Consider the following 25,807-nt stretch of genomic DNA (forward strand, 5'->3'; position numbering starts at 1 on the left):
GTGCCGCCTTCTCGGTGAATGGCATGGGTTTCGCCTATCCCGACAGCCGACGCAGCATATTCGAAAAATTTTCGCTGGAAGCCCTTCCGGGAGAATTCGTCGCGATCCTCGGTCCGTCGGGCTGCGGCAAGTCGACATTGCTCAATCTATTGTCCGGCTTCCTGCGCCCCCAATCGGGTCATATCACCATAGACGGCGCCCCGGTCGCGCCGGAACATCCGGCACTCGGATATGTCTTCCAGTCACCCAACCTTTTCCCGTGGCTGAGCGTTTTGGAAAATGTCCGCTTCGGCCTTCGTATGAACAGTAGGGGATCACCACAGGAGCAAAGGGCGATCGCCCTGCATTTTCTGCGACTTGTTGGCCTGGAAGAAAAGGCGGAAGAGCCGCCTCACCGATTGTCGGGCGGCCAGCGTCAGCGGGTCGCGCTTGCGCGTTCGCTGGCGCTTGAGCCGCGCCTTCTGCTCATGGATGAGCCTTTCGCAGCGCTCGACGCCATGACGCGCTCAGCCCTCAACGACGAACTGCTCCGCATCTGGTCGAGCTTGGGCAAGACCGTGCTGTTCATCACACACGACATCGACGAAGCGATCTATCTGGCGGACCGAGTCCTCGTTCTCGGCCTGCCTCCAACCGGCATCACGGCCGAAGTGACGATCGATTTGCCGCGCCCTCGCGACCAGCGAGACACACGTGCCAATCCCTTGTTTGCGCAATTGCGCGAACGCCTCGCCGAGAAAATCGCCGTGGTCATGACCAGCAATCAACCAGCCACCTGAAGGGGACATCCGATGGAACGCATTCTACCTGCAGCCCTTTTCGCACTTGCTGCTGCTTCGCCCGCCGTTGCGCAGGAATCCCGGCCGCTTCGTATCGGCTGGGTCCAGGCCATGGCCAACGCGCCGACTCTCATCGCCGAAGAGAAGGGCTACTTTCGGGAACAGGGCTTGAACGTCGAGCTCAAGGGCTTTGGCGATGGCCCCGTCATTCAGCAGGCGGTGGCGGGAGGGGAAATCGACGTGGCCTATATCGGCGCCCCGCCCGTCTATCAATGGGCCGCGCGCGGGCTCGAAGCGAAGATCATCGCCAAAGTGAACTATGGTCAGGCAGCCTTGATCGCGAAGGCCGACGGCTCGATTCAATCGCTCTCAGACCTCAGGGGCAAGAAGCTCGCCGGCGTCAACAGAGGAAGCGGCATGGACGTGCTGCTGCGCGGTTTCGTCCTGAAAGAGACTGCCGGTCTCAATCCGGACACTGACCTGCAACTATCGCAGATGCCGGTGGGCAATATGAACGCAGCGCTTGATACAGGCGTGGTGGATGCAGCCTTTTCATGGGAGCCCTTCATCAGTCAGTCGGTGCTCCGCGGCGCTGGCCGCGTTGTATTCGACGTGAACGGCGCTCTGCCGGGCTATCCATGGTATGTCGTTGCAGCACCTTCAAAGACGCTGAAAGAACGGCCGGACGATCTCGTCAAATTGCTGCAGGCCAATGCCAAGGCCATCGCCTTTCTGCGGGAGCACCCCGAAGAGGCCAATCGGATCATCGCACGGAGTTTCAAGCTGGAGCCCGTGAAGACCGCGGACGGAACCGTCGTTCCGCCGGAAGCGATTGTCGCCGAGGCAAGGAAACGCCTCGGCTGGTCCGCGGAAATCGAACTGTCCGACCGCGCCTTCATCCAGCGGCTCATCAACTACTCCGTCGATCTCGGCATTCTCAATAAGCCATTGAACGTCGATGACATCATTGACGACAGTTTTGCCGCGAAAGCGGCCGCTCAGCAGTGAGATCCGATCGATGAAGACATTGACAGCGCGGCGGCGTTCTCCGCAGCCGTCCTGGCGCTGGGCAGCGCTTCCCTTCCTGCTTGCCGTGTGGTGTCTCGCAGCCAGCAGGGTTCCGTCTTATGTGCTGCCACAGCCCTGGGAAGTGGCAGCCGAGGGACTGCGCTGGATCCAGTCCGGCGAACTCGGCCGCCAGTTTCTGGCCAGCTTGTTGCGTGAGTTCGGCGGCTTCGGCGCGGCGATCCTGGCGGCTGTGCTCATCGGCGTGTCCACCGGACTTTGGCGACCGTTCCGGGAGTTCGCCCAGCCGCTGCTCGGCCTTTTCATGGCCATCCCTCCAATTGCCTGGGCGCCGCTCTGCCTGATCTTCTTCGGCCTCGGCTATCTCTCGATCGCCGTTGTCATATTCATCGCATCAGCCTTTCCGATGGCGGTAACGGTCCAGGAAGGCGTGCTTTCCATCGGCCTTGGGGAAGTGCGCGCGGCGCGCGTTCTGGGTGCCAAACGGTTTCAACTGCTGGCCCATGTGTATCTTCCTGCCTCCCTCCCGTTCCTGATCGCCGCACTACGTATCGGCTTTGCCCAGGCATGGCGGGCGCTTGTCGCGGCCGAGATGATCGGCGCCTCCCAAGGAATCGGCTGGATGGTCGCCATGGGCGGACAGGTCGGCAATTCGGCGCAGGTGCTTCTCGGCATCGCGCTGATCGGATTCACCGCGTGGCTCATGGAGAGCCTCGTGTTTCGACGGATAGAGCGCCACTACGAAGGCTGGCGCGGTCAATAACGGATTTCCCCCATGACAGAGACTTTGCAACACAAGGCATCCGAGGCAGCCGTACATTCGCCAGTGGGCCTTGCCGCATACTTCGACACGCTTCCCTTCCTCGGACGGCTCAGCTGTCAGAAACGGACGCTGACCGCTGGCGAATGGACCGAACTGGAGCTCAACTATGAGGTTGGCGCTGTCGGACTTGCCGACGGCGCGTGGCTGAAGCTCGCCTTCAAATTCTATTCCGATTGGGCCCTGTTCCAGACAACGGATCCGACGGGCGCCAACTACGTTTCTGCCGAATATCACGCCCGGCCACTGGCTCCCGGTCAAAGCCCGGCGACGGTGCAGGCGCTGAAGGTGCGCTTCGACCAAAAGGGACACGAGCGCCCGTTCCAGAAGGCCATTGTCATCGATGTCGTCGATGGCTATCTCAATCCCGGCGACAGGATCGTCATCCGTCTCGGCGATCGGCGACAAGGCGGCGCCGGCACGCGCGTGCAGACGTTCGTCGAGAAAGCATTCCGATTTCGGCTGTTTATTGATCCGCTGGGCAGCTCGAAATTTGCCGAAGTGCCGGGTGACTGCAAGCTCGAAATCCTTGCCGGTCCGCCCCACGCCCTTCAGGTCATTGCGCCGCGCCTTGTTGGCCTCGGCGATACGTTCGATGCGATCGTACGCGTCGACGACATATGGGGAAATACCTGCCGCGATCGCCATTTGCGGGGCACGCTCGTAATCACCGCCCCGGACGCGACCGAGCGCACGCAGCCGATCGCGCTCGCAGCGGAGGACTGGACATTCGCGCGAATTCCCGGCCTTTCCTTTGCCGAAACCGGCGAGTGGAAACTGCAAGCATGGCTGGACGACGAACCCTTCGTCATCGCGGCCGTCGCCTATGTACAGAGTGAAGAAGAGGCCTTGCGTCCAGTCTACGCGGATCTGCACGTCCACTCCGACGACACCGTCGGCACCAACGACGCGACTTACAACCTCACCTACGGACGCGACATCGCCGGGCTCGACGTGGTGGGCTACACCGTCAACGACTTCAACATCACCGAAGCGAATTGGGACAAGGCCGTGGAGATTATCCATGGCCTCAACGAGCCCGGCCGCTTCGTCTGCTATCCTGGCACCGAATGGTGCGGCAACTCCGCAGCCGGCGGCGACCGCAATGTCGTCTTCCTCCGTGAGGGCAAGCCGCGCTTCCCGTTTGATGAAAAAGGGCAATCTCTGCGCTCTTTCGAATGGAATGAGACGACCGCCGGAACGATCCGACCCGGCATGTGGCCAGTAGACCGGCTTCATGCCGCCTATGAGGATGATCCAGAGAGCCATTTGCTTATTCCACATGTGGGCGGCCGGCGGTGCATTCTGGATTGGAACCATCCGGAGCTGGAACGTCTCATCGAGATTGGTTCCGCCTGGGGACAATTCCATTGGCTCTACACCGAGGCTCTTGCGCGCGGATACAGGGTTGGCGCTTCGGCTGCGAGCGACGAACACCAAGGCCGATGCGGCGGTGGCGCACCGGCAACCGGAACGTTCGGGTCGCGCGGCGGGCTGACGGGTGTCATTGCCGACCGCTTCGACAGGGCCGGCGTCGGTAACGCACTCCGGGCACGGCGTACATTCGCCACGACCGGTGAACGCAGCTTCGCCGCGCTATGGCAAGGACAGCATTTCATGGGCGAGGTGTTCAACGCTGAACCCGAGGCGCCGCTTTCCTACCGCCTGCTCGGCCATGCCGGCTGGGAAGAGGTTCAACTCTATGACGGCGATCGCCTTGTGTGGAACCGTGATCTACATGCGGAGGTGGGCCTCAGCGAACGAAGTGTCCGCATCCGTTTCGGCGGCGCACGCATCAAGGATCGCTATCGGGCAGCCTATTGGAGTGGCGCAGTCGCCGTGACCGGCGCGGCACTTCTCGATGCGCACGGAGTTGGCTTTGACCACCCTGAACAAAGCGTATGGCGTACCGGACTCGGCAAGCTCGGCTTTCAAACGGCAACACACGGCGATGTCGACGGAATTGAGCTCACACTTTCGGACCTAAACGGCGTTCACATTGCCATCGACGCCAAAATCCACGGCTACAGCAAAATCGGTGACCCGCTTCAACCGCCACCGCATGTACATGCCCCCGAAGCACGGCTGGAAGTCAGCGGGAAAGATCTGATAGCAAAGGGCTCGATCACACTCGATCTGCCAGGCGTCGAGCTGCGTCTTATCGTGGAAAGGATTACGGACCAAACACTACCGAGAGATCTTGCGGATGAGATTTCGCTCAGCAACCTCGAGCTTGAGCCGGGACGAGAACATCCGTTGTTCCTGACAGCGCGACAGCGCGACCAATCCCGCATCTGGACATCTCCATTGTTCTTGAAGGCTCGTAGTTGATGCGTCCTAGACGCAATGGTTGACGGTGGCCTCCCGCCCCCGTCGGCCTGCTGGTTTTTGATATTGCAGATCATATTGGCTTGTTCGTTGGCGGCCATTGCCACTTGTTTGGTACGAACAGGGCGCCACAACGCGATGGACGCCGATGTCCTGCCCGACTTGACAGATACCGTGTTCGTCTCCGTGGCCAAATCTCCGCGGGCAGAGGTAATCTGACTGGTGCCGCGCATTTATTCGAGCAGGCAATTGCTGCAGCCCGCCAGCAATAAGCGAGGCTCTTCGAGCTTCCCGCCACAACCAAACTTGCACCGGTTCTAGCAGGACAAAATCGTGTCCATGAGGCCACGGGACGTCTGCAAGCGGTGGTCCGTACATTCAACACTAAGTATCCTATCGTCGATCTCATCGCAGCCCAAAGGGTGCTGGACTCGCTTAGCCGCTAAGGGTCGAAATCGAGGCGCTGCGGCCGTGGATCAAGCGCTTGTTAGAATGGCAATTGGTGCAAAGCACTGCTGGCATCGGCTTGAGCATGTGGTGTAACCTGACCGCCAGCCTGCAGGCCAGCGCAACACGGGCCTTACTGCGACCCGCACGCCTGGCTACCGCCAATGCCCAGGTCTTCAGATCCGAGCCTTTGACCGGCCGGGTCAAGATAACGTGGGCCGCCTAATAGAGCGCCGTTCGTACGCCCCCATCGCCGATCTCGGGATGCGACCGCTATAGTCGGTCTCGCCCGATTGAGACGTCTTCTGATGGAAGCCGCCGGCATGGGGCCGGTCACGACAGCTCGATTGCCAGATTGCTGGCCAAAATCGCGGACTGGAACTCTGACGGGATGACCGAGGAGGTCCGAAGGTCGCCGTAAGCTGATGTCGATAAAGGCATCGTTTTCCATTTTGATATCATTTCAAACATCAACTCTTGTTGGGGCGTTGGAGAATTGATATATAAATCGACATCAACATCGCTAATCGATATCGAATAAGACATCATGCCTTACGCCACTGACGAGATTGTCAAGCAATTGCGGGAAACGCGAGAGCGCAAACCCTTAAGCCAGCGCGAGCTTAGTCAACTGTCAGGCGTTCCACAGGCGCAGATCTCACGCATCGAATCCAACAGCATTGACCTCCGGCTGTCGACCCTGATCGCCATCGCCCACGCGTTGGATTTGGAGATCGCCCTTGTGCCGCGCAAGGCCGTACCTGCGATAAAATCCATCACACGTCAAACAATGGACGCCGCGTCCATCCAAGCTCCCGAAATTGCCAGAGAGATGCGCCGATTGCGGGCCTCCATCCATCGGACGCAAGTTGCGTTTCCATCCCTTCCGCAGAATGAAGACCTACGCAGCAGCTTTATGTTTGTCCAACAGTGGCCGATCCCCGCCAATGATTTCGGCACCCTGCGATCCATCCGTGTCGCCCTTGAACGAGCCATTGGAAATCACTCATCCGATGATGTGGCGGACGTGATCAATGATTTCAGGTCGCTGCGCAATCGGATCGCCCATGCGCCACCAGCTTCCGACAGGGACGACCAAACTCGTCCCGCCTATTCGCTCGATGAGGACGATGATGGCTGATGTATCTGTCCTGTCCGTGCGCCTCTTTGGAGAGGAAATCGGCACGATCACCTATATCGGCAGCGAAAGGACGCTGTTTGCATTCACCGACGCCTATATCGAAAATGCTGCAAGGCCGACTCTCGGGCTTCGGTTCAAAGATCGGCTCGGCGACCTGCTGACCGACTTTCGTCTCTATAAAATCAAGCTGATGCCCTTCTTTTCCAATTTGCTGCCGGAAGGACACCTGCGCAAATACCTGGCCGAAAAGGCAAATGTTCACAGTGATCGCGAGTTCTTCCTGCTGTGGATCCTTGGACAGGATCTCGCAGGCGCCATCACCGTCATTCCGGCTGACGGCGAGGCGTGGCCGCAGGCGGCCCACGACGCTCTGGGAGATGAGGCGGCAAAGGCGCCGGCCGAGGACGCATTGAGATTTTCACTTGCCGGCGTCCAGCTCAAATTCTCGGCGGTCCAAAGTGCAAGCGGCGGATTGACGGTGCCGACAAGCGGGGTCGGTGGCGACTGGATCGTTAAGCTTCCCTCCCGGGAATTTGCCCATGTGCCGGAAAACGAATTCTCGATGATGAGCCTCGCGCGCATGGTCGGCATCAACGTGCCGGCCATCGACCTTCGCGACATCAGATCAATTGGCAATCTTCCCGATGGAATCGATCAACTCGGCCCGAACGCCTTCATCATCGAGCGCTTTGATCGTGGCAACGGCGGCGGGCTCACTCATGTCGAGGACTTTGCTCAGGTCTTCGACGTCTATCCCGAGGACAAATACAAAAAAGCAAGCTTCAGAAATCTCGCCGCCGTCGTCGCCGCAGAATCTGACCATGACGACGTGGCGGAATTCATCCGCAGGCTGACATTCAACGTCCTGATTGGCAATGGTGACATGCATCTGAAAAACTGGTCGTTGATCTATCCCGACCGCAGGCGGGCGCGGCTGTCGCCGGCCTACGATTATGTATCGACGATCGCTTACATCCCGAACGACAAATCGGCCCTGACCTTCAGCCGCACGAAGGACTTTTCAGGATATACGCTCGAGGAGCTCGACCACCTATCGGCCAAGGCATCCCTGCCGCGCAAGCTGGTGCAGGATACGGCAATCGATACCGTCTCGATCTTCATGGAGCGGTGGAAGGACGAGAAAAATAACCTTCCACTGGACCGAAACGTGATCGAGACGATCGATGCTCACCTTGAAACCCTGCCGATCGTGACGGGCAAGGCCTAGTCCGCGCCCAACATTCGAGGACTAATCTATTGAGCAATAGAGCCCAGTTGTTAGCCTTGTGTGGCTAGTTTCACTCTCAGGTCAACCCCGTAACCGAACCACCTCACCTTAGCGCGATTGTCGCGACCGTCTTCGACCGAAATCAAAGAGCTGCTCTTTGCCCATATTGCCGGCGGTGGCGGGAGCGGAGTTTGTTAATCCGTCGAACATCGAAGACTGCCAGCGACAACTATCCAATACGTAGCCGGCGTCGGACAGTCGCCCGCGATGGGGTTGGCCTCTGCAGGCATACGTAGAACTACTAAACGGGCCTGCCCAGCTAAATCCGGACCGGCAGGGCAGCGCAACTGCCACGACCTTCAGGGAAGATTACCCGACCGTCGAGACAGCATGCACCTTCATGTCATCCCGAACTTCATAGAACTTGTTCCCGTCGATATATATGGAGTGGCAGCTTGGCTTCTCGCCTTTTCCGTTCGAGCAAGCTTTGCCATCTTTGAAGGTAAGCTTGGTCTTCACGTCCACCATTTTGCCATCCACGTTGGCCTTGCCCGAGATCGTGCCTTTCTTCCAACTCCACACCAGATCCCCGGTAACGGGCTTCTCCAGATCGAAAATCTCGACCTTCACATGCTTGCCGTCAGCAAAGGCTTTGAACTCTTCCATCGTAACCTTCTTGGCACCTGTTGGAAGGTCCACGGCATATGCACTTATCCCTGAGAGTAAAAATGTCAGTGCTCCAACGGTTGAAAGCATCTTTCTCATAGCGGGACCCTCTCGAAAATTAGCGATCGCTAACCTACCATCCATGAATTGATGTCACAAGGCGGGTCGCTTCACCATTTCGATGGACGGCGAAATCCTCATGACTGCTTGTAAGGCGACCATCGTGGCTTGGCGACCGGAAGAGACAATGGCCTCGGCCAACCTCGACCTGGCGAGTCGATTGACCGCGGCTGACCTCGCCCTTCTCGGCGCACCAGGACCACCTTCGGATGCTCGCCCGTGCGCTCTACGTCTCCAACGCCTCCGCGCCCGCCACTGGATGGTGCAGGATATCAGCGAAGGCTCGATCGGCTACCAAGACATCGCCCAATTTCGATCTAACGGAACCGAATCGGTTCCCATCCTGGGCGACATCGGTGATTCTCAGGACTTAGTGAAGCGCCCTTGACGCGCTCAAGCCGCGCGGCACATTCGACCTTTGGCACGGATCCATTCTGTACTTTAGGATAGCCGAATGCCCGAGGAGCAAAGCAGCGACTTCGCCGAAGGTTGCCCTGCCAATGACCTTTGCCCATTAAAGATCTTCGGTGTTGATCCCGGAGCCGGAACCCAGCCCCTTCTGAAGCAACGGCGTCTCTTGAAGGGGCTGATGGTGAACAGCCTTGTCCGGACGCCTTGAACAGATCACATACCGAGAACGCGGGATTTCGAAACGCGTCCTTGACGCATCGTCGATGCTACGAGGCGAACTTCCATATCTGTGGCGTTCGGAAGGTCAGGCGGCAAATAAAGCGGAACGGCTTCGAGATTGCCAGCTGCGCCGTCGCAAGACCTGTGAGGCCGATTAGCCATGCATGATATCGTTCGGGAAAGCCGATCCGCACGACATTCCGGGCAAGATGGCTCCAAGTCCCTCGGACCGCGTGAACCGCTAATTCAGGGCTCCTGCACCGAACAGGCTCTGTATTCGGGCTTCCGCCAACCGGCGGGGCTTCGTCTGCGTGGCCTTCGCGGACCGACGCCTTCTTGTTGTATCGTAGCTGGCGGTGAGCCGGACGGCAGCCCTCGATGGCTTGGAGCAAGCGGGTCAGGCGTTCTAGGATCCACATACTCGTGCGGAAGATACGTCCTGCCAAGTCCTTGAAACGACACCTTGGAGATTGGGAAACATGGCGCTCAAGCGTATGGACAACGTCGGAATCGTCGTCGAAGATCTGACGGTGACGATTGATTTCTTTCGCGAACTCGGTCTGGCGCTCGAAGGGCGGGCCACGATCGAAGGAGAATGGGCCGGACGTATTACCGGGCTGGACAATCAGCGTGTCGAGATAGCCATGATGCGCACACCTGATGGCCACAGCCGGATCGAGCTCTCCCGCTTCCTGGCGCCTGATGTCGTTGCAGATCATCGCAACGCCCCCGTCAACGCGCTCGGCTACCTTCGTGTCATGTTCGCCGTTGACGATATCGACGAAACGCTCGAACGGCTCCGCACGCGCAGCGCCGAGCTCGTCGGTGAAGTGGTCCAGTACAATGACGCTTATCGGCTCTGCTACATCCGTGGGCCTGAAGGAATTCTCATCGGCCTGGCCCAGGAACTCGGCTGAGCGCGATACGAAGACGAATGCCCCGATTTTAATCATAACAAGACGGCAGCCGGAGCTTGCTGTCGATCGTACGATCAAATAGCACGCGATCTCTCATGCGCCCTGCCGGACCGAGAAGAAGCGAATCGACCAAATTTGGCGCTGCTATAGGGACGCCCATTTTCTCGGCCGGCATTCCATGCCATCCGGAACGATCCCAAATCCTCGACATGATATGGACACGCTGAAGCTGTTGGGCATGCGTAGCACCTACCACCAGATCATCGCCTCCGGCATCAAGCGCCAGCACGAACCACCCCGCATCGTTGGTGACCTGTTGCAGTCACAGATCGCCGAGAAGCAGTCTACCAGATCACCGTCGCTAGCGCTTCTGCTGAGTGCGGCATGTTACGCATGCGATGTGACTTGGTCGCCTTTGATTGCCCATTCTGCCCTTCGTTCAGTTTGTGATGGGAATCGAACCGCAGACGCCAAAACATGCGCCGTTGGCGCGCATCCTCGTCCCCGAACTCGAAGGTCCAAATCTGGGCGCCATGCAAAATACAAAGAATGCGTATCCGATCCGCCATTGGCATGTAGGCTGCGATGTATGGTGTGCGCGCAATTACCAGTTCGCGCGTTCCCTCAATTCGGCCGGTCGACCGCTTTCGGGAAAATCAAGGAGGCGACGGACGGTTCGCGCGATTTCCTCGTCGACGTGAACCGCCGCCTTCGGGTTGTCACGTTCAATGTAACTGAAGATGGCATCGCGATCGTCAAGCGCATACTGCGCCCAGACAAGCCTCATCGGTCGCCCGCTCCTGCTTTACGCGCAGCTGCCATCCGGCGCTCGCGGAATCGAGCCCCCGCGTCAGCATCCTCGAAATCGGCTCGCGTATCCTCAAGCGCCTGCAACACCTTGGCGCGGAACCAGGGATCGTGAGCGTCTGTGCTGGCAACCAATTCCAGTGGAAGCGAGCCTTTGCGCCGTCCGAGTTAAACGAATTCGAACCGCCTCAGGCACAGTCAGTCGCATGCTTTGTAGGACGGCGGTAGTGCGGTCCCGAATGTCCGGATCAATCCGCGTTTGAAGGAGTGCATTTGAAGTGATCGCAATTCTCCTCCGCTGAGCTCAGCGTAATGCGATTGCATGACAGAATCCGGTCAAATGACTAGGAGCCCGAAGTGGACCATTAATTTCGTTACGCAGGCACGGCAGCTTTGCGCCTCGAAAACGGCCGTTAGGACGCCCGGTTCGTTGCCGTGCTTCAGGTGAGTTTAGCGAGGATATCGTCGACGACACCTTTGACGGTATTCGCCGTGTCGATAGTATTGCCGGCCGGAAGATACTCCCGGTTACGATGGTAGCGGAGTACCAGCGCCCGCTCGGCCGGCTCGAAGCCCGGCTCATTCGGCCGCCCATCTAGTCGTCGGTTCAACGTCTCAACGTCGATGTCGAGTACGAAAACCTCATCGAACAGGTCCAGGAATTTGTGAAAATTGCGCGAACCGCCACAAAAGAACGTGGCAGGATGGGTGGTGTCGGCAGCGACAGCTCGGACCTTGTCGACAGACCAGATCCAGTGAGTGTATCCCCAAGCGATGCGGTCTGCCCCTTCGGGTGGTCCTGCGAGCGCCTGGCCTGTCTCGGGGTCGCCGACATAGGCCAAAACGCGGTCACCATGGACGACATGGTAGCCCCGCCGCTCCAGTTCGGTAGCGACTGACGTCTTTCCAGTACCCGAGCCGCCTTCGATTAGATAGTTCTTGATGCCCATGGGCCCTTTTTATCACGGCCTTCAATCCGGTGAGAAGACACTCTGCCTGGGTGTGCTCCGTCAACGAGCTCACCTGGTCGGCCGTGAAGTATCCGTAAGTGATTGATATTTCATGTATATTTGACACTTCTCAGTAATCGATATCGCAAGAAACGGATGTTTTTCGATCTGTTTCCTTGCGATTTCAGATTTCGGTTTTCTCAGCCATCGAAGCGTGATTCACTTCCGATATCGCGATGAATCGGAGCTGGTAGATGGCCAAGCCTGTTGAACGACGCGAGACGGGAGAAGGTGATCTGTTCCGATCCCGCCTCGACCAGATCGTCGACTTGAAGCACGAACTGGTGCAGTTGGCGCAGACCATCGACTGGCGTTTCTGGAAGAACGGTTTGGTGAGATTTATTCGGATGGGCCTGGCATGCCGCCATTGCCGACGCGGCTGATGGCGGGCCTGGCAATCCTCAAGCATACGTTCAACCTGTCGGATGAGGCTGTCTGTGCCCGCTACCTCGACAGCCCGTATTTTCAATACTTCTGCGGCGAGACGTTCTTCCAGCACACATTGCCCTTCGACCGTTCGTCGCTGACGCGCTGGCGCCAGCGCATGGGCGAGGAGCGGATAAAGGCGCTTCTCCAGGAGAGCCTGTCGGTGGCGGTCAAGAGCGGTGCAATGAAGCCGTCGGACACGCGGCAGGTGATCGTCGACACGACCGTCCAGCCCAAGAACGCGATGTTTCCGACCGATGCCAAGCTCCTTCACCGAGCACGGGAGCGGCTCGTGCGGGCGGCCAGGAAAGTGGGGCTCGATCTACGCCAAACCTATGTGCGGCTGGGCAAATTCGCCTTGATCCAGCATCAGCGGTATGCCCATGCCAAGCAATTCAAGCGGGCCGGCAAGGCGTTGCGCAAGCTGAAGACGTATCTCGGGCGAACCATCCGTGATATCGAGCGTCAGATCGCCGGCGATGAACAGCTCAAGGCAATCTTCATCTGGCCGCTCTATCAGGCAAAGACACTCCTGGAGCAGAAGCAGCGTCAGCGCGGTCGCAAGATCTACAGCCTCCACGCCGACGAAGTCGAATGCATCGGCAAGGGAAAGGCACACAAGCCCTACGAGTTTGGCGTCAAGGTGTCGGTGGCCACGACACTGAACCGCTCCAAGGGCGGCCAGTTTGCCCTGCACGCCATGGCACTGCCGGGCAATCCATACGATGGGCACACCCTCGAGACCATCATCCCCGACATGGAATTGACCATTGGCAATGAGCTCTCCCGCATCCTGGCTGATGCCGGTTATCGCGGCCACAATGCACCTGAGAGCCACAAGCTCAGGGTCTTCACCAGTGGTCAAAAGCGCCGCGTGACGCCGGCCATCAAACGGCAGATGCGACGACGGTCAGCCGTCGAGCCCGTCATCGGCCACATCAAGAACGAGCATCGGATGGATCGCAATTATCTCGCCGGACAACAAGGAGATGCCATCAATGCCGTTCTGGCGGCCGTTGGCTACAACTTCTCGCTCCTGCTCGCCTGGTTCAGAGACTTTTTGTGCCTGCTCGCCGCCTTGCTCCTGGCGGCTCTGCCGCGATCCCCGCAGGTTTCCCAGTCACACGCTTCCTGAAGATCTCAACGTAAAAACTGTGGCGACGGACAATCCTGCCCGCCACAATCAAAACAGCGTTCTTCACGGTCGACCACCTGATAAAGGTTAGCATTCGGTACATTCGGATTAAGGGTGAATGTCTGGCGGGAACGCGCCCCATGTCGGCCCTAGAGGGAGGCTTCGCACCTTCCTGGACGCAGACCTTGCTGTCGATCACACCCGCACTGGCTATTGCTCATCCTCCGTGCAAATGGCGGCAACAGGTTCAAGATCGGACACATGCACCCGTCATTGTATGATCCCGGCATTGCGTAGCCCCTCCAAGACGAGCTCGAAATGGGCGGGGTTCTTGAAAGGCAAGACTTTGCGACGGTATTCCAATGAATAGTCGGGATTGACGCGCAACACCTCTTGCCACCTCGCGCGAGCCTCTTCGAAACGGCCGAGGTGTCCGTAACAGGCGGCCAGAAGCGCGCGCGAGACATCGGTGACGGGGTTGCGGCTCACGCGCTGCAGCAACAGTTCGACGGCCTCTTCGTACCTTCGCAGTTGAAACAAGGCCAAGGCCTGAAAGTGGAGAACGACATCCGGAAAGTACGGGTTCAGGACCCTCGCCCGATCGAAATAGGCGAGTGCCTCCTCGGATCTGCCTGAATAGATTAGTGCCTCGCCGAGGCTGACCTGCCCTTCGGCGAAGTTCGGATTGAGGACTATCGCACGCTCGGCCTCGCTGATGGCTCTATCGTGCTGTCGCGAGTAAAGCTTGACCACACTCAGTGCCCAGTGGGCCACGGGATCGCTATCATCCCGCGCTACCGCCAGCGTCGCAGCCTCTTCGGCTTGCTCGATAGAGCGTTGCGGCGACTCGCTCCACCGGTTCAGGTAGTCGAGCCCGTGGGTAAGGGCGAGGAAGGCGTGCGCTGAGGCGAAGTTCGGGTCCAGTTCGACGGCATGTTGCAAAAGGTCGCGGGCGTCTCTGTTCGTTTGCTTGGTCAGCCGGTGCCACAGCTCCCTGCCACGCAAGAAGCAGTCATACGCCTCAGGGTGCCGGGTCTGCCCCGGCGCCAGTCTTTGCCGATCGCCCTCTGTCAGATTGACCGCCAGCGCGCCGACGATCTGCTGCGTGACATCGTCCTGAACCGCGAATATGTCGGTGAGCTCGCGATCGAACCGCTCCGCCCATAGATGCCCGCCGGTGGTCGCGTCGATGAGCTGCGCGGTGATGCGTACCCTGTTCCCCGATTTGCGTACGCTGCCCTCAAGTACATGCCGCACGCCGAGCTTCGTGCCCACCTCCTGCACCTGGACGTTCTTGCCCTTGAAAGTGAACGACGAATTGCGGGCGATGACGAAGAGTTGCGACAGCTTCGAAAGCGCCGTGATGATGTCTTCCGAGATGCCGTCGGTGAAGTAATCCTGTTCGGCGTCACCGCTCATGTTGGCGAAGGGCAGGACGGCGATCGACAGCTTCGGCGAGGCTGCAGTCGCCGGTTGACTCGTCGCGAATTCCGAGGTTGCGACTGCCTTGGTCCGGGCGCTGCCGACTTGCAGCGAATAGACCCGGATCGGCTCGGCGATGTTCTTGAGTTGCGTGTTGCCGAGATCGCTGACCGAGAGGTCAAGCCTCGCTTTGACTTGGCGATAGGCATCCTCGGACAGGCAGATCGCGCCCGCTGCTGCGACGCCCTCCAATCGCGAGGCGATGTTGACGCCGTCGCCCATCAGATCGCCGTCGCTTTCCTCGACGACGTCGCCCAAATGGATGCCGATCCGGAACTCGATGCGACGGTCCTGCGGCACGCCGTCATTGCGCTCCACCATACCGTTCTGCACCTCAAGGGCGCAGCGCACGGCGTCCACCACGCTGCGGAACTCGACCAGCGCACCATCGCCGGTGCGCTTCACCACCCGGCCATGGTGCACGGCGATCGTCGGATCGATGAGATCGCTGCGCAATGCCCGCAACCTCGCCAGGGTGCGGTCCTCGTCGGCGCCGGCAAGTCGGCTGTACCCAACCACGTCCGCGGCCAGGATTGCAGCCAGCTTTCGGGTCTCGCTCATGGCGCCGTCTCCTCACTTCCACGATAGCAGGGAGACAGAAGGCGAGAAAGAACTTTGAGCCGCTGCTCGGAGCGATCTTGGTTGAGATCGTGTTGGCCATGGTTCATGTGGACGCAGCCGAGGTGTAGCCCCACGCAATTGACTGCCGCACATCATCACTGCCGACGAGATTGCAGCGGGCGCCAGCGCTCAACGTAAATTCGCAACAGCAACGTTTCTCGACACCGCACAGAGCGCGGCGGCCAGCCTGTCGACCTGATCCGGCAGCAGCCCGGCGATATTGATGCGGCCGCTTGCCGTGCCGTAGACGCCGAATTCCTCGCGAAGCCTGGTCATCTGATGGCTGTCGAGGGGCAGCAGCGAAAACATGCCTTTCTGCCGGCACAGCGCCTGGAACTTGGCGGGTGCCCCGTGTTCGCGGAGTGCTGCGCCGAGGTCGCGGCGAATCCCAGCGACCCGACGGCGGCTGATCTCCAGTTCCGCAAGCCATGCCCGAGGGTTTTCGAACAGGGCGGCGGCAATGGCGGCGCCGTGCTCAGGCGGCATGGAGTAGCTGGCGCGCGCTATTCGCTCCAGCGTGGCGCGGATGTTTGAGAGCGGCTTGCTGTCGGGCGCAATCACCATAGCCGCGCCGGTCCGCTCGCAATAGAGGCCCATGTTCTTCGAACAGCTCGCGGCGACGAGAAGAGTGTCAAGCGCGCCGGCCAGCAGCCTGAGGCCCGCCGCGTCTTCCTCTACACCATCGCCGAAGCCCTGATAGGCCATGTCGACCATCGGTGTAAGGCCTTTGTCCTTGCAGAAGGCTGCGATCCGGCGCCACTGCTCAAGCGACGGATCCACGCCCGTGGGATTGTGGCAGCAACCATGTAGGATGACCACGTCGCCCTTTCGAGCCTCATCGAGGTCGGCGAAAGCGGCTTCGATATCGAGCCCAGTGTCGTTTTCCTGCCAGCGGAACGACTTCACCTGCAGTCCTGCCGCGGTCATGATCGGGCGATGGTTCACATAGCCGGGATTGCTATTCCACATGGTCGCGTCCGGCGAAACAAGGGCGATGAAATCGGCGAGCACCCTGAGCGCACCCGTCCCGCCGACTGTCTGGATGGTGCATTGACGCCCGAGCGTCTCGGTATCTGCCCCCAGAAGGAACGCGGAAATTCCCTCGTTGAAAGCCATGTTCCCGGACAGGGCCCTGTACGACTTGGACGCGGCTGCGGAAGCAAGGCGGGCCTCGGCCTCCTGAACGGCGCACATCACCGGCGTCTCCCCCGACGCATCGCGATAGACGCCGACGACGAGATCTATCTTGTCCGCACGGCGATCATGCCGGAACGAACGGATCAGGGCCCACAACGGATCGGGTTCGGCGATTGGCAGAGCGGCAAGCATTCGTTCCTCCATAGGGCCTGATTTAGCGACGGTTTGCGAGGATCACGCCAGTGGTGATAACGGCAATGCCGGCCGCGGTTGCCACGGTGAGCGGCTCGCCAAGCACCGGGATCGCAAGCAGGCTGGCCAGCGCCGGTGCGAGCGAGCCGATGGTCGCGCTTCTGGCTGCACCCAGCCGGGAGATGGCAAACGCATAGCCGACGGTCGAGACAAGGCCGACGCCGAGCCCCTGGACCAGGATGAAAGGCAGGGCCTGATGCAACGTGAATTGCCCGACATGCGTCGTGGCGACACCGGCGAAGAGCATGGCAATCAGAACGACGAGCGAGCACACCGACAGCAGCAGTCCGTTGCCGATAGCATCGACGCCGGTTCGCTTGAGACCGATCGTGTAAGCGCCCCAGACAAGGCTTGCGATCAGGAGCAGGCCGACGCCGCGCAACATTTCGGCGGTGATGGCATACCGTTGTCCGGCAACGATGCCGAAGACACCTGCAAGGATCAGCGCAAGCGGCAGCCACTGCTTCCTCGGCACGCCCCGACGCTCGATGAGGGCGGTCAGCACGGCCACCGAGAGAGGGGTGGTTCCCGCAATCAGGGCGCCGACATAAGCCGCCGACGTCGTCCGCGCTCCTGCCGAGACGATCAGGAAGAAGGGCACGCCGCCGAGCAATACCAGAGCCGCGTCCCTCGGCCGAACTTTCATCAGCGCAGCAAGCCTCTGCGGTATCGCCGGCAGGAGAGCGACGATCGGGATAGCGAAGCGGATGACAGCGACATCGGCCGGGGCGAGCGGCGATGCGCCCATGGCCCGCATGGTCAGCGCGAAGCCCGCCCAGATCAGCACCACGACGGAGAGAACGAGATAACCGACCGTCGTCGGAGAAAGCAATCCGTTCCTGGATTGATGGAAATCTGACGTGATGTCGGTCATTGCGGGCCTCTTGGTTTCAATGACATCGACAATATGCTTCTCCGCGTATCGATTTCTTGCTATTTCAGTGGCGTAGACCACGAGGTTTGGCAGAATCTGCTAGCAATGGGGCGAAAATGGACGAAAAGGACAGGCAGATCATTTGGGCGCTGCAAGGAGAGGGCCGGCTTTCCAACCAGGAGCTCTCCGAAAAGGTTGCGCTCTCGCCGTCGCCCTGCTTGAGGCGGCTCCGCCTTCTCGAAGAGGCCAAGATCATCAAGGGTTATACGGCGATCGTCGACGAGGAGGCCTATGGCCTGCCGATCACGGCCTTCGTCCGGATCAGGCTCGAGCGTCATTCCGAAGCCTCCGTCGCGGCCTTCGAACGCAAGGTGCGGATGATCGACAATATCCAGGATTGCTATGTAATGACCGGCGAAGCCGACTATCTCCTCAGGGTCCTGGTCGAAAGCCTCAAGGACTACGAGCAGTTCGTCCGGCATCAGTTGCACAGCATCGAAGGTATTGCTGCGATCGATACGAGCTTTGCCTACGGAACGGTCAAGAGAGCATCAGTCTTTCCCAAGCTGTGACCAAATCCCGAGGCACCGCAAACGATCTCTTGATCGGGATCGGCAGGCGGACAGTTCACTGCGTGATCCGGCTCGGCCCATGGCGCGAATGACACATTGAACGTGACAACCCGAAGGCGGGCGGTTCACGTCGACGAGGAAATCGCGCGAACCGTCCGTCGCCTCCTTGATTTTCTCGAAAGCGGTCGACCTGGCCGAATTGAGGGAACGCGCGAACTGGTAATTCCGCGCACACCATACATCGCAGCCTACATGCTAATGGCGGATCGGATACGCATTCTTTGTATTTTGCATGGCGCCCAGATTTGGCCCTTCGAGTTCGGGGACGAGTAAGCGCGCCAACGGCGCATGCGACCGGAGACCTCTTGCGCTTTTGCCATCGGCAGTAGAGAATCTCGCGCATTGCGGTATTGGTAATTGCAGAACACAAAGGGCAGATTGCCTTGATCATTCCTGAACAGCTCGATCATCTCCCCGACAAGAAGCGCCGTGAGCTTGCCCGCGTCGTTGAGATCATCTTCGAGGAGTTCGAGGACGCCCAGAAGCACAAGCTGTCGGACAAAGCCCGCGCCGGCCGCATCCTGAAACTGATCCTGTTTGGCAGCTATTCGCGCGGCGATTGGGTCGAGGATCGTGACAGCGGCTATCGTTCCGATTACGACCTGCTGGCCGTCGTCAACGTGGAGAGCTTCGCCGAGGAGAACGACGTCTGGCAGACGATCGACGATCGGCTGACACGGGAGTTCGCCGTCACCGGCCATCTTAAGACACCGGCCAAGGTGATTGCCCATAGCCTGGCCGATGTCAACGACAAGCTTTCGCGGGGACTGCCGTTCTTCATGGACATCGCCCGTGACGGGATCATGCTCTATGAAGCGCCCGGCCATCCGCTGGCCGCGCCGAAACCGCTGACACCGGAGGCGGCGCGCGCGGAAGCGCAGCGGCATTTCGAGCAGTGGTTCCAGCTATCGGCAGACGCACTCAAAGTTGCTGAATTTAGTCTCTCCAACGACATCTGGCGTCACGGCGCCTTCATGCTGCATCAGGCGACGGAGGAAGCGTATCATTGTGCCCTCCTCGTACTCACGCTCTACTCCCCGAAGTCGCACCGGCTGAGCGTGCTTCGCACGCATGCCGAACGGGTCGAGCCGCGGCTGATCGAGGCATGGCCGCGCGACAGCAAGTTTGCCAGGCGCTGCTTTACCCGGCTCGACCGCGCTTACGTCGATGCCCGTTATTCGCCGCATTACGAGATCACCAGCGAGGAGCTGGCCTGGCTGGTCGAGCGGATCAAGGTGCTGCAGGCTCTCGTCAAGGATGTCTGTGAAGCGCGCCTGCGCAGTTAAAGCCGGTCAGGAGAAGTCGGACGACGGCGGCGTTGCCGGCAGATGGGCCGCCGCCGGATAGGATTGTGAGCTGCTACCCCGCTCCCTCGCCGTCGATGCAATCCAGTCTTTGCGGAGCCGTTGTCCAGCGGGTCTTATGCCGCAAACCAGCAGCCACGCGGCCGAGAGTTGCCAAGTGAAAGCCGCTCCAACGGCTTCCTGTTTCTTCCCCGAAAGGACACTACCAGCGCAGGTAACGACGTCCAATCAGGCTGCCGATTGCGGTCACGGCCGCGATTGCAATCGTGTACCAGGTTGCGACGAAAAGCGGGCTGTCGTCCGGGCAATGCCAGGCGTAGAGCGCCGCCGCGATGCCGCCTGCCGCAAGGCCGGCTGCCGCGCCCGCGAGCGAGGGGCGTTTCGGTGCGCCGTTTCGCAAGGCGAGCATGAAGCCTGCCAACGGTGCCAGCGACAACAGCGGAATGAACATCAGGCAGAAGCGGGCATTGTTGCCGACAAGGCTCGTTTCCCAGGCAGCAGACGGGATCACGTTCATCTCTGCTGTAACCGCTGCGATCAGGAGCGCAAGCGGCAGCAGCAGCGCTGCGACGCTTTCCTTCATCGCAACACCGGGACGGCCGATGCGGAACACGACGATGCAGGCAGTCACGGCAAGCACGAGGGTGAAGCCGATCTTGAAGAGCACACGCGCGGTTTCGAAGATGCTCCACATGTCGTGACGGATACCGATCGTCGACAAAAGAATGCCGCCTGACAGGACAACGCCAGCGACGAGCGCGAGGGCAAGAACGCGCCCCAACCGGGTGCGAACCGGAGCATCTTGCGCCAAAAGGTTGATCAGGTCATTCGTCTTCACGTGTTTCACTCCGATAAAGGGCCGCCAGCGACTTCAGCGCACGATGCAGCGCGACGCGCACGGCCCCTTCAGTCATTTTCAGCCGCTCGGCTGTTTCGCGCACGCCGGCGCCTTGCAGCGATATCGAACGGACAATGTCACGCTGGGGATCCTTCAAACGCTCCAGCAGGTGATCGGCATCCAGTCGATCCATGGCATCAGTCTGCTCCTCGGCCTCCAGCGTGTCGATTACGTCTTCCACCGGTACGTTCACATGCCGCCCGCGACGGCGAAGGCTATCGATCAGCTTGTTGCGCACGATGGCCGATAGCCACGGGCCGATCGGGCGCGACGGATCCCAGCTGCCGCGCTTAAGATGGACCGCAAGCAGCACCTCCTGCACCACGTCCTCGGCCTCGCTTGCCGGGGCGCCAAGCTGGTCACATCGCCTGCGGGCCATGGCGCGCAGATGCGGCGTGACGGCGGCGAGAAAGCGGTGATAGGCCAGCGTATCGCCCTTGAGAGCGTCACGCATCCACTCTGCCCACTCCTCTTCACGCGTCGAATGCCTCACCCGCATTATCCTCTACGGATTGTCACACGTTTTTGTTACCGGCGTCGGACACCATTTTTCGATCCGGCCGGAAAGCTTTGGTTCGCGAGCGTTTTCTCTCGCAATCGAGGGCGCGGCAAGATGGGGCCGCGCAAAAAAATCACGACGGCGGCTGTAACAACCGGCCTCCGTAGACCCCAGTGCAAGCCAATCACGGCTTGTCCTTCAAACGGAGATGGACTCATGAAAAACAGCATCATCGCCTTGGCTCTCGCAGGTTCACTGGCTTCTGCGCTTGCAACGATTAATGCACCGGTAGCTTCGGCCGCCGACTCCAAGGAAAAGTGCTACGGTGTGGCTCTCAAGGGCCAGAACGACTGCGCTGCCGGCAAGCATGATTGTGCCGGCAAGTCGACCATGAGCTACGACAAGGCTTCCTTCAAGCTCGTCCCCACCGGCACTTGCACGTCGATGAAAACCCCGAAGGGCCACGGCTCGCTGATGCCGGCCTGATTGCTCGTCGACGTCACTCAGTTTCAAGGACCGGAGATCATCATGTCCAATATTTCAGCAACCGTCTTTGCCGCTTCGGTGGCGACCGCCTTGTCCCTGATCGGCACCGTAGAAGTTTCCGCTGCCGATACCTCGAAGGAGAAGTGCTATGGAATCGCCCTCAAAGGGCAAAACGACTGCGCGGCCGGGCCTGGCACGACATGCGCGGGCACATCCAAGGTCGACTTTCAACAGAACTCCTGGAAGCTCGTTCCCACGGGTACGTGCGTTTCGATGAAGACGCCGAACGGCCACGGCTCGCTGACGCAAGGTCCAGCTCCGGCCTGACCTGACGCCGATCAATCGACAGCGACACGGGTGGTTCGTGTCGCTGTCCTAACGAAGTCTGGGAGATCAGCCATGAAGCCGTCCAAACTGCCGCGCCGCGCTGGCGTGGGTTTCAAGCCGGAACACTTCACCAGTATTAACGCCCGCCGCCAGCCGATCGGCTTCTTCGAAGTACACGCCGAAAATTACATGGGAGCGGGTGGCCCGCCGCACGCGCAGTTGGGTCGGCTGAGAGAAGATTACGCATTGTCGGTCCACGGCGTCGGCCTGTCGATCGGATCGATGCAGCCGCTCGACCGGGATCATCTTAGCCGCGTGAAGGCGCTCTGCGATCGCTACGAGCCTGAGAGCTTTTCCGAGCATCTCGCCTGGTCGACGCATGACGATGTCTTTTTGAACGATCTGCTCCCCTTGCCCTACACTGAGACGACGCTTGCGCGCGTTGTCGAACATATCGACGAAGTACAAAGCGTGCTGAAGCGGCAGATGCTGCTCGAAAACCCGGCGACCTACCTGCTTTTCGAAGAGAGCACCATCGAGGAGACGGCCTTCCTCGAAGAAATTGCGCGTCGCACCGGCTGCGGTCTCCTCCTGGACGTCAACAACGTCTTTGTCGCCTCCACCAACCATCACACGAGCCCTTTCGACTACCTGTCCCGCTTCCCGGTTAAACGGGTGCGCGAAATCCACTTGAGCGGCCACTCCGAAACCGTCGATGAACTCGGCGCTACGCTGCTGATCGATTCACACGATACCCCCGTCAAAGATCCCGTCTGGGCGCTTTACGAGGAGCTGGTTGCCCGAACCGGGCCCATCGCAAGCCTCGTCGAATGGGACAATGACGTGCCGGATTGGCCAGTGCTGCGGGCCGAGGCCGAGGCTGCGGATGCAATCTTGCGCCGGGCCGCCGATCGCCGTGCGGCATAGGAGCTCGACCATGTCTCTCTCCACACAGACGATGTTCGCACAGGCTCTGACAACGCCCGAGACAGGCATCCCGCAAGGTCTCGCCGCATGGAGCGGAGGGACATGCGAGCGTCGCTTCAATGTCTATCGCAACAATGTCACCGTCGGATTGCTGGGTGCGCTCGCTTCCCGCTTTCCGGTTGCGGAGAAAATCGTTGGCGAAGGGTTCTTTGCGGCGATGGCATCCGAATTCGTTCGCCATCACCCACCGCGCTCGCCGCTGCTTTTGTCCTACGGGGACGAGTTTGCGGAATTCGTGGCGTCGTTCGAGCCGGCAGCGGCCGTCGCATACCTGCCGGATGTCATTCGCCTCGAACGTGCGCGCAGCCGGGCCTACCATGCCGCCGATGCGACACCGCTGGACCCCAATAGCCTGGCCACAACCGATCCGGCGAAGCTCGGGGATCTCGTTTTCGACCCACATCCGGCGATGTCAGTCCTGCGTTCGCCTCATCCGGTGGTGACGATCTGGGCGATGAACGCCGGCGAGATCGAACTCGGGCCGGTTGAAGGCTGGTGCGGCGAAGATGCGCTGATCGTGCGAGCTCATCTGAGCGTCGAGGTTCACCGGCTGCCGCCTGGTGGCGCCGCCTTTATCGAAGCACTTGCAACAGGCATGTCGCTTGCCGGTTCGGTCGCGGCGGCAAGCGCTGCGGCTCCTGCGTTCGACCTCTCAGCCAATCTCGCCGGTGCCCTACAAACAGGCGCATTCCGTTCCGTTCGCTAACTCACGTCTGGAGACACGGCCATGTATGATGAAATCACGATGAACCACATGCGGAGGCCGACGAACCCGCAGAAGCTCTACCGCATGCTGCGGCTGCTCGATCATATCCCACACGACTTCATCGCTCTTATCTCCCGTCTGTCGATCGGGGCCGTCTTCTGGCAATCCGGCCAGACAAAGGTCGAAGGCTGGCATGTCACCGACAACGCAGTCTACCTGTTCGAGAATGAATACAAGTTGCCGTTCGTCGATCCCTGGATTGCTGCCCATCTGGCGGCATTTGCCGAACACTTCTTCCCACTGTTGCTGGTGATCGGTCTGGCAAGCCGCCTTTCCGCCCTTGCCCTTCTTGGGATGACACTGGTGATCGAATTGTTCGTCTACCCCGGTGCCTGGCCGACACATGGCACCTGGGCCGTCTGCTTCCTCGTGATCATTGCCGGGGGGCCGGGGAGACTATCGATCGACCACATGATCGCGCGCCAGTTTAGCGACGCCGCCCGATAGCTCAGCGGACCGGCTGATAGTGTCCGCGAAGCGGCACCTGTGTCCCGACGCTCTCCAGGCCGTCACGATCGCAGACATAGACGAGGGTCGGCAGGCCGCCGGTACGGAAAATCTTGTCGTATCCGCGGCGAAGCGGCCGCGTTTCCGTCCGGCAGTTATATTGTTCCTCGTCCTTCGGCTCCGGCTTCGCCCTGACGCCCGGCAGGTTCGCGTAGGGATATGCCGATTGAGCCTGAGCTTCTCCGGCGCGCCGCCAGTCCGTGGCGAAGCTCGCTGCTGGTGCCATGCCTGCGCCAACTGCCACGACCATCAACAACATTCTTGCGAATCGCATTCTGTCGCCTCGCCGGATCTGGAGCTCGTCATCTCGCATCGATGTAAGCGCGCCGGCAATCGTTATCAAGCAAGCGCATCCGTCTGTCGACGCCCATCTCGCAAACGTGACTTTGCCGAAGCAGGATCCTTGCCTGGCGCTATCACGGCGGGGATACGCGTCTTGACGGCGCAAGCGGAACGGAGTTTTGCGCGCGCTGCCGTAAGTTGATTGCGACGGGGAGACGCCAGCAGCTTGCAAGCTTCTGACGGTTTTCCTTGCAAATAGTTGCACGAATGAAGGCGCGGCTCTCTATCCGCCGCTTTCGGTTTGATTTAAGCAGGCCGGCCAGCAGGTGCCGCAAGAAGGACCAAACAGATGACGAGCTATGTATTGACGGTGACGTGCAAGTCGACGCGCGGGATCGTGGCGGCGATTGCGAACTACCTGGCGGAGCAGGGTTGCAACATCATCGACTCGTCGCAGTTCGATGACCTCGATACCGGCAAATTCTTCACCCGCGTCAGCTTCATTTCAGAAGAAGGCGTCGGTCTTGCGGCGCTGAAGGAAGGCTTCAAGCCGGTCGCCGAGACATTCGAAATGGACGCCGAAATCCATGATGGCGCCAGCCGCATGAAGGTGCTCCTGATGGTGTCGCGCTTTGGCCACTGTTTGAATGACCTGCTCTACCGTTGGAAAATCGGCGCGCTGCCGATCGAGATTGTCGGCGTGGTCTCCAATCATTTCGATTATCAGAAGGTCGTGGTGAACCACGATATTCCGTTCCACCACATCAAGGTGACAAAGGAAAACAAGCCGCAGGCGGAGGCCCAGCTCCTCGACCTCGTGGATCAGACCGGCACCGAACTGATCGTACTTGCCCGCTACATGCAGGTGCTTTCCGACGCGATGTGCCGCAAGATGTCGGGCCGGATCATCAACATCCATCACTCCTTCCTGCCGAGCTTCAAGGGTGCCAACCCCTACAAGCAGGCCTACGATCGCGGCGTGAAGCTGATTGGCGCCACGGCTCATTATGTGACGGCCGACCTCGACGAAGGTCCGATCATCGAGCAGGATACGGCCCGCATCACCCACGCCCAAAGCGCCGACGATTACGTCTCCATCGGCCGCGATGTGGAGAGCCAGGTTCTGGCCCGCGCCATCCATGCGCATATCCACCGCCGCGTTTTCCTGAATGGCAACCGCACGATCGTGTTTCCGGCAAGCCCGGGGAGCTACGCCTCCGAGCGCATGGGCTGATCGCTGACAGCGGCTATGCCGTTGAACGAATGAGATCTC

The 25,807-nt window shown here is 59.9% G+C and carries 23 protein-coding genes and 6 pseudogenes; 19 read left to right on the forward strand and 10 right to left on the reverse strand.

What is annotated here, in order from left to right; all coding sequences use genetic code 11:
• The first annotated feature begins 23 nt into the window (after positions 1-23).
• The 6 genes from ATY80_RS02685 to ATY80_RS02725 all read left to right on the forward strand — a co-directional run bounded on the left by ATY80_RS02685 (position 24) and on the right by ATY80_RS02725 (position 7,769).
• Positions 24-779 (forward strand): ABC transporter ATP-binding protein, encoded by a 756-nt coding sequence (locus tag ATY80_RS02685; RefSeq protein WP_189637067.1) that lies wholly within the window; start codon positions 24-26, stop codon positions 777-779.
• Between the two features lie 12 nt (positions 780-791).
• Complete coding sequence (locus ATY80_RS02690; protein WP_088690928.1) at positions 792-1,787, forward strand: ABC transporter substrate-binding protein; 996 nt, start codon at positions 792-794, stop codon at positions 1,785-1,787.
• Positions 1,788-1,797: 10 nt separating this feature from the next.
• Entirely contained in the window at positions 1,798-2,568 is a 771-nt protein-coding gene (locus ATY80_RS02695) for an ABC transporter permease (protein ID WP_088690929.1), read from the forward strand.
• A gap of 12 nt (positions 2,569-2,580) precedes the next feature.
• Positions 2,581-4,956: a hypothetical protein gene (locus ATY80_RS02700; RefSeq protein ID WP_088690930.1), complete on the forward strand. Its 2,376-nt coding sequence runs from the start codon at positions 2,581-2,583 to the stop codon at positions 4,954-4,956.
• A gap of 991 nt (positions 4,957-5,947) precedes the next feature.
• Positions 5,948-6,541, forward strand: a complete 594-nt coding sequence (locus ATY80_RS02720; RefSeq protein WP_088690933.1) for a helix-turn-helix transcriptional regulator — start codon at positions 5,948-5,950, stop codon at positions 6,539-6,541.
• Positions 6,531-7,769, forward strand: a complete 1,239-nt coding sequence (locus ATY80_RS02725; RefSeq protein ID WP_088690934.1) for a type II toxin-antitoxin system HipA family toxin — start codon at positions 6,531-6,533, stop codon at positions 7,767-7,769. Before ATY80_RS02720 ends, ATY80_RS02725 begins: the two co-directional genes overlap by 11 nt.
• A 369-nt stretch (positions 7,770-8,138) precedes the next feature.
• Here the strand turns inward: ATY80_RS02725 and ATY80_RS02730 are convergent, their stop codons facing one another.
• Positions 8,139-8,534 (reverse strand): hypothetical protein, encoded by a 396-nt coding sequence (locus ATY80_RS02730; protein WP_088690935.1) that lies wholly within the window; start codon positions 8,532-8,534, stop codon positions 8,139-8,141.
• Between the two features lie 690 nt (positions 8,535-9,224).
• On the opposite strand from ATY80_RS02730, the pseudogene ATY80_RS29380 reads away from it, so the two are divergent.
• The 3 genes and pseudogenes from ATY80_RS29380 to ATY80_RS30105 all read left to right on the forward strand — a co-directional run.
• Positions 9,225-9,427, forward strand: a pseudogene (locus tag ATY80_RS29380) (IS3 family transposase); the annotation flags it as partial.
• A gap of 237 nt (positions 9,428-9,664) precedes the next feature.
• A complete protein-coding gene (locus ATY80_RS02740) occupies positions 9,665-10,102 on the forward strand; it encodes a VOC family protein (RefSeq protein ID WP_088690937.1) in 438 nt (145 codons plus the stop codon).
• A gap of 209 nt (positions 10,103-10,311) precedes the next feature.
• A pseudogene (locus ATY80_RS30105) lies at positions 10,312-10,448 on the forward strand (IS21-like element helper ATPase IstB); the annotation flags it as partial.
• 172 nt (positions 10,449-10,620) lie between these two features.
• Here ATY80_RS30105 and ATY80_RS28840 read toward each other — a convergent pair.
• From ATY80_RS28840 to ATY80_RS02760, 3 genes and pseudogenes are all read right to left on the reverse strand, one after another.
• A pseudogene (locus ATY80_RS28840) lies at positions 10,621-10,889 on the reverse strand (type II toxin-antitoxin system RelE/ParE family toxin); the annotation flags it as partial.
• Positions 10,886-11,192 (reverse strand): annotated as a pseudogene (locus tag ATY80_RS02755) (type II toxin-antitoxin system RelB/DinJ family antitoxin). The pseudogenes ATY80_RS02755 and ATY80_RS28840, both read right to left, overlap by 4 nt.
• Positions 11,193-11,349: 157 nt before the next feature.
• Positions 11,350-11,859, reverse strand: coding sequence for a nucleoside kinase (locus tag ATY80_RS02760; RefSeq protein ID WP_088690938.1), 510 nt, complete (start codon positions 11,857-11,859; stop codon positions 11,350-11,352).
• A 254-nt stretch (positions 11,860-12,113) separates the two neighbouring features.
• Between ATY80_RS02760 and ATY80_RS02765 the strand changes: the two are divergent.
• Positions 12,114-13,480 (forward strand): annotated as a pseudogene (locus ATY80_RS02765) (IS5 family transposase).
• A 270-nt stretch (positions 13,481-13,750) separates the two neighbouring features.
• Here ATY80_RS02765 and ATY80_RS02770 read toward each other — a convergent pair.
• From ATY80_RS02770 to ATY80_RS02780, 3 genes are all read right to left on the reverse strand, one after another.
• Positions 13,751-15,523 (reverse strand): adenylate/guanylate cyclase domain-containing protein, encoded by a 1,773-nt coding sequence (locus tag ATY80_RS02770; protein ID WP_088690939.1) that lies wholly within the window; start codon positions 15,521-15,523, stop codon positions 13,751-13,753.
• 189 nt (positions 15,524-15,712) lie between these two features.
• Positions 15,713-16,912: an aromatic amino acid transaminase gene (locus tag ATY80_RS02775; RefSeq protein ID WP_088690940.1), complete on the reverse strand. Its 1,200-nt coding sequence runs from the start codon at positions 16,910-16,912 to the stop codon at positions 15,713-15,715.
• A gap of 22 nt (positions 16,913-16,934) precedes the next feature.
• On the reverse strand, positions 16,935-17,846 hold the full coding sequence (locus ATY80_RS02780; protein ID WP_088690941.1) for a DMT family transporter: 912 nt from the start codon (positions 17,844-17,846) through the stop codon (positions 16,935-16,937).
• A gap of 116 nt (positions 17,847-17,962) precedes the next feature.
• On the opposite strand from ATY80_RS02780, the gene ATY80_RS02785 reads away from it, so the two are divergent.
• The 3 genes and pseudogenes from ATY80_RS02785 (at position 17,963) to ATY80_RS02795 (ending at position 19,764) form a co-directional block, all read left to right on the forward strand.
• Positions 17,963-18,418, forward strand: a complete 456-nt coding sequence (locus ATY80_RS02785) for an Lrp/AsnC family transcriptional regulator (RefSeq protein WP_088690942.1) — start codon at positions 17,963-17,965, stop codon at positions 18,416-18,418.
• 95 nt (positions 18,419-18,513) lie between these two features.
• A pseudogene (locus ATY80_RS02790) lies at positions 18,514-18,751 on the forward strand (type II toxin-antitoxin system RelE/ParE family toxin).
• A gap of 110 nt (positions 18,752-18,861) precedes the next feature.
• Positions 18,862-19,764, forward strand: coding sequence for a HEPN domain-containing protein (locus tag ATY80_RS02795; RefSeq protein WP_088690943.1), 903 nt, complete (start codon positions 18,862-18,864; stop codon positions 19,762-19,764).
• 220 nt (positions 19,765-19,984) lie between these two features.
• Here the strand turns inward: ATY80_RS02795 and ATY80_RS02800 are convergent, their stop codons facing one another.
• A complete protein-coding gene (locus ATY80_RS02800; RefSeq protein WP_088690944.1) occupies positions 19,985-20,620 on the reverse strand; it encodes a DUF1109 domain-containing protein in 636 nt (211 codons plus the stop codon).
• On the reverse strand, positions 20,607-21,173 hold the full coding sequence (locus ATY80_RS02805; RefSeq protein WP_088690945.1) for a sigma-70 family RNA polymerase sigma factor: 567 nt from the start codon (positions 21,171-21,173) through the stop codon (positions 20,607-20,609). Before ATY80_RS02805 ends, ATY80_RS02800 begins: the two co-directional genes overlap by 14 nt.
• A gap of 222 nt (positions 21,174-21,395) precedes the next feature.
• On the opposite strand from ATY80_RS02805, the gene ATY80_RS02810 reads away from it, so the two are divergent.
• The 5 genes from ATY80_RS02810 to ATY80_RS02830 all read left to right on the forward strand — a co-directional run bounded on the left by ATY80_RS02810 (position 21,396) and on the right by ATY80_RS02830 (position 24,192).
• Positions 21,396-21,665: a DUF2282 domain-containing protein gene (locus ATY80_RS02810; RefSeq protein WP_088690946.1), complete on the forward strand. Its 270-nt coding sequence runs from the start codon at positions 21,396-21,398 to the stop codon at positions 21,663-21,665.
• Between the two features lie 42 nt (positions 21,666-21,707).
• Complete coding sequence (locus ATY80_RS02815; RefSeq protein ID WP_088691472.1) at positions 21,708-21,992, forward strand: DUF2282 domain-containing protein; 285 nt, start codon at positions 21,708-21,710, stop codon at positions 21,990-21,992.
• 72 nt (positions 21,993-22,064) lie between these two features.
• On the forward strand, positions 22,065-22,919 hold the full coding sequence (locus ATY80_RS02820; protein WP_088690947.1) for a DUF692 domain-containing protein: 855 nt from the start codon (positions 22,065-22,067) through the stop codon (positions 22,917-22,919).
• Between the two features lie 10 nt (positions 22,920-22,929).
• The gene (locus tag ATY80_RS02825) at positions 22,930-23,685 is read left to right on the forward strand and encodes a DNA-binding domain-containing protein (RefSeq protein ID WP_088690948.1); all 756 of its coding nucleotides are present in this window, start codon (positions 22,930-22,932) and stop codon (positions 23,683-23,685) included.
• Between the two features lie 21 nt (positions 23,686-23,706).
• Complete coding sequence (locus ATY80_RS02830) at positions 23,707-24,192, forward strand: DoxX family protein (RefSeq protein WP_088690949.1); 486 nt, start codon at positions 23,707-23,709, stop codon at positions 24,190-24,192.
• Between the two features lies 1 nt (position 24,193).
• Here ATY80_RS02830 and ATY80_RS02835 read toward each other — a convergent pair whose 3' ends face one another.
• Positions 24,194-24,526, reverse strand: a complete 333-nt coding sequence (locus ATY80_RS02835; RefSeq protein WP_088690950.1) for a hypothetical protein — start codon at positions 24,524-24,526, stop codon at positions 24,194-24,196.
• Between the two features lie 357 nt (positions 24,527-24,883).
• Here ATY80_RS02835 and purU point away from each other — a divergent pair, with 357 nt between their 5' ends.
• Positions 24,884-25,768: a formyltetrahydrofolate deformylase gene (gene purU, locus ATY80_RS02840; RefSeq protein WP_088690951.1), complete on the forward strand. Its 885-nt coding sequence runs from the start codon at positions 24,884-24,886 to the stop codon at positions 25,766-25,768.
• Positions 25,769-25,807: the final 39 nt, after the last annotated feature.

The organism is Rhizobium sp. R711 (assembly GCF_002211365.1).
Classification (GTDB): domain Bacteria; phylum Pseudomonadota; class Alphaproteobacteria; order Rhizobiales; family Rhizobiaceae; genus Rhizobium.

Coding starts and splice junctions, on each gene's coding strand:
- ATY80_RS02695 (WP_088690929.1), top strand. CDS start 1,798: ATGAAGACATTGACAGCGCGGCGGCGTTCTCCGCAGCCGTCCTGGCGC.
- ATY80_RS02835 (WP_088690950.1), bottom strand. CDS start 24,526: ATGCGATTCGCAAGAATGTTGTTGATGGTCGTGGCAGTTGGCGCAGGC.
- ATY80_RS02700 (WP_088690930.1), top strand. CDS start 2,581: ATGACAGAGACTTTGCAACACAAGGCATCCGAGGCAGCCGTACATTCG.
- ATY80_RS02730 (WP_088690935.1), bottom strand. CDS start 8,534: ATGAGAAAGATGCTTTCAACCGTTGGAGCACTGACATTTTTACTCTCA.
- ATY80_RS02815 (WP_088691472.1), top strand. CDS start 21,708: ATGTCCAATATTTCAGCAACCGTCTTTGCCGCTTCGGTGGCGACCGCC.
- ATY80_RS02720 (WP_088690933.1), top strand. CDS start 5,948: ATGCCTTACGCCACTGACGAGATTGTCAAGCAATTGCGGGAAACGCGA.
- ATY80_RS02740 (WP_088690937.1), top strand. CDS start 9,665: ATGGCGCTCAAGCGTATGGACAACGTCGGAATCGTCGTCGAAGATCTG.
- ATY80_RS02775 (WP_088690940.1), bottom strand. CDS start 16,912: ATGCTTGCCGCTCTGCCAATCGCCGAACCCGATCCGTTGTGGGCCCTG.
- ATY80_RS02685 (WP_189637067.1), top strand. CDS start 24: ATGGGTTTCGCCTATCCCGACAGCCGACGCAGCATATTCGAAAAATTT.
- ATY80_RS02810 (WP_088690946.1), top strand. CDS start 21,396: ATGAAAAACAGCATCATCGCCTTGGCTCTCGCAGGTTCACTGGCTTCT.
- ATY80_RS02830 (WP_088690949.1), top strand. CDS start 23,707: ATGTATGATGAAATCACGATGAACCACATGCGGAGGCCGACGAACCCG.
- ATY80_RS02785 (WP_088690942.1), top strand. CDS start 17,963: ATGGACGAAAAGGACAGGCAGATCATTTGGGCGCTGCAAGGAGAGGGC.
- ATY80_RS02725 (WP_088690934.1), top strand. CDS start 6,531: ATGATGGCTGATGTATCTGTCCTGTCCGTGCGCCTCTTTGGAGAGGAA.
- ATY80_RS02825 (WP_088690948.1), top strand. CDS start 22,930: ATGTCTCTCTCCACACAGACGATGTTCGCACAGGCTCTGACAACGCCC.
- ATY80_RS02820 (WP_088690947.1), top strand. CDS start 22,065: ATGAAGCCGTCCAAACTGCCGCGCCGCGCTGGCGTGGGTTTCAAGCCG.
- ATY80_RS02760 (WP_088690938.1), bottom strand. CDS start 11,859: ATGGGCATCAAGAACTATCTAATCGAAGGCGGCTCGGGTACTGGAAAG.
- ATY80_RS02770 (WP_088690939.1), bottom strand. CDS start 15,523: ATGAGCGAGACCCGAAAGCTGGCTGCAATCCTGGCCGCGGACGTGGTT.
- purU (WP_088690951.1), top strand. CDS start 24,884: ATGACGAGCTATGTATTGACGGTGACGTGCAAGTCGACGCGCGGGATC.
- ATY80_RS02690 (WP_088690928.1), top strand. CDS start 792: ATGGAACGCATTCTACCTGCAGCCCTTTTCGCACTTGCTGCTGCTTCG.
- ATY80_RS02780 (WP_088690941.1), bottom strand. CDS start 17,846: ATGACCGACATCACGTCAGATTTCCATCAATCCAGGAACGGATTGCTT.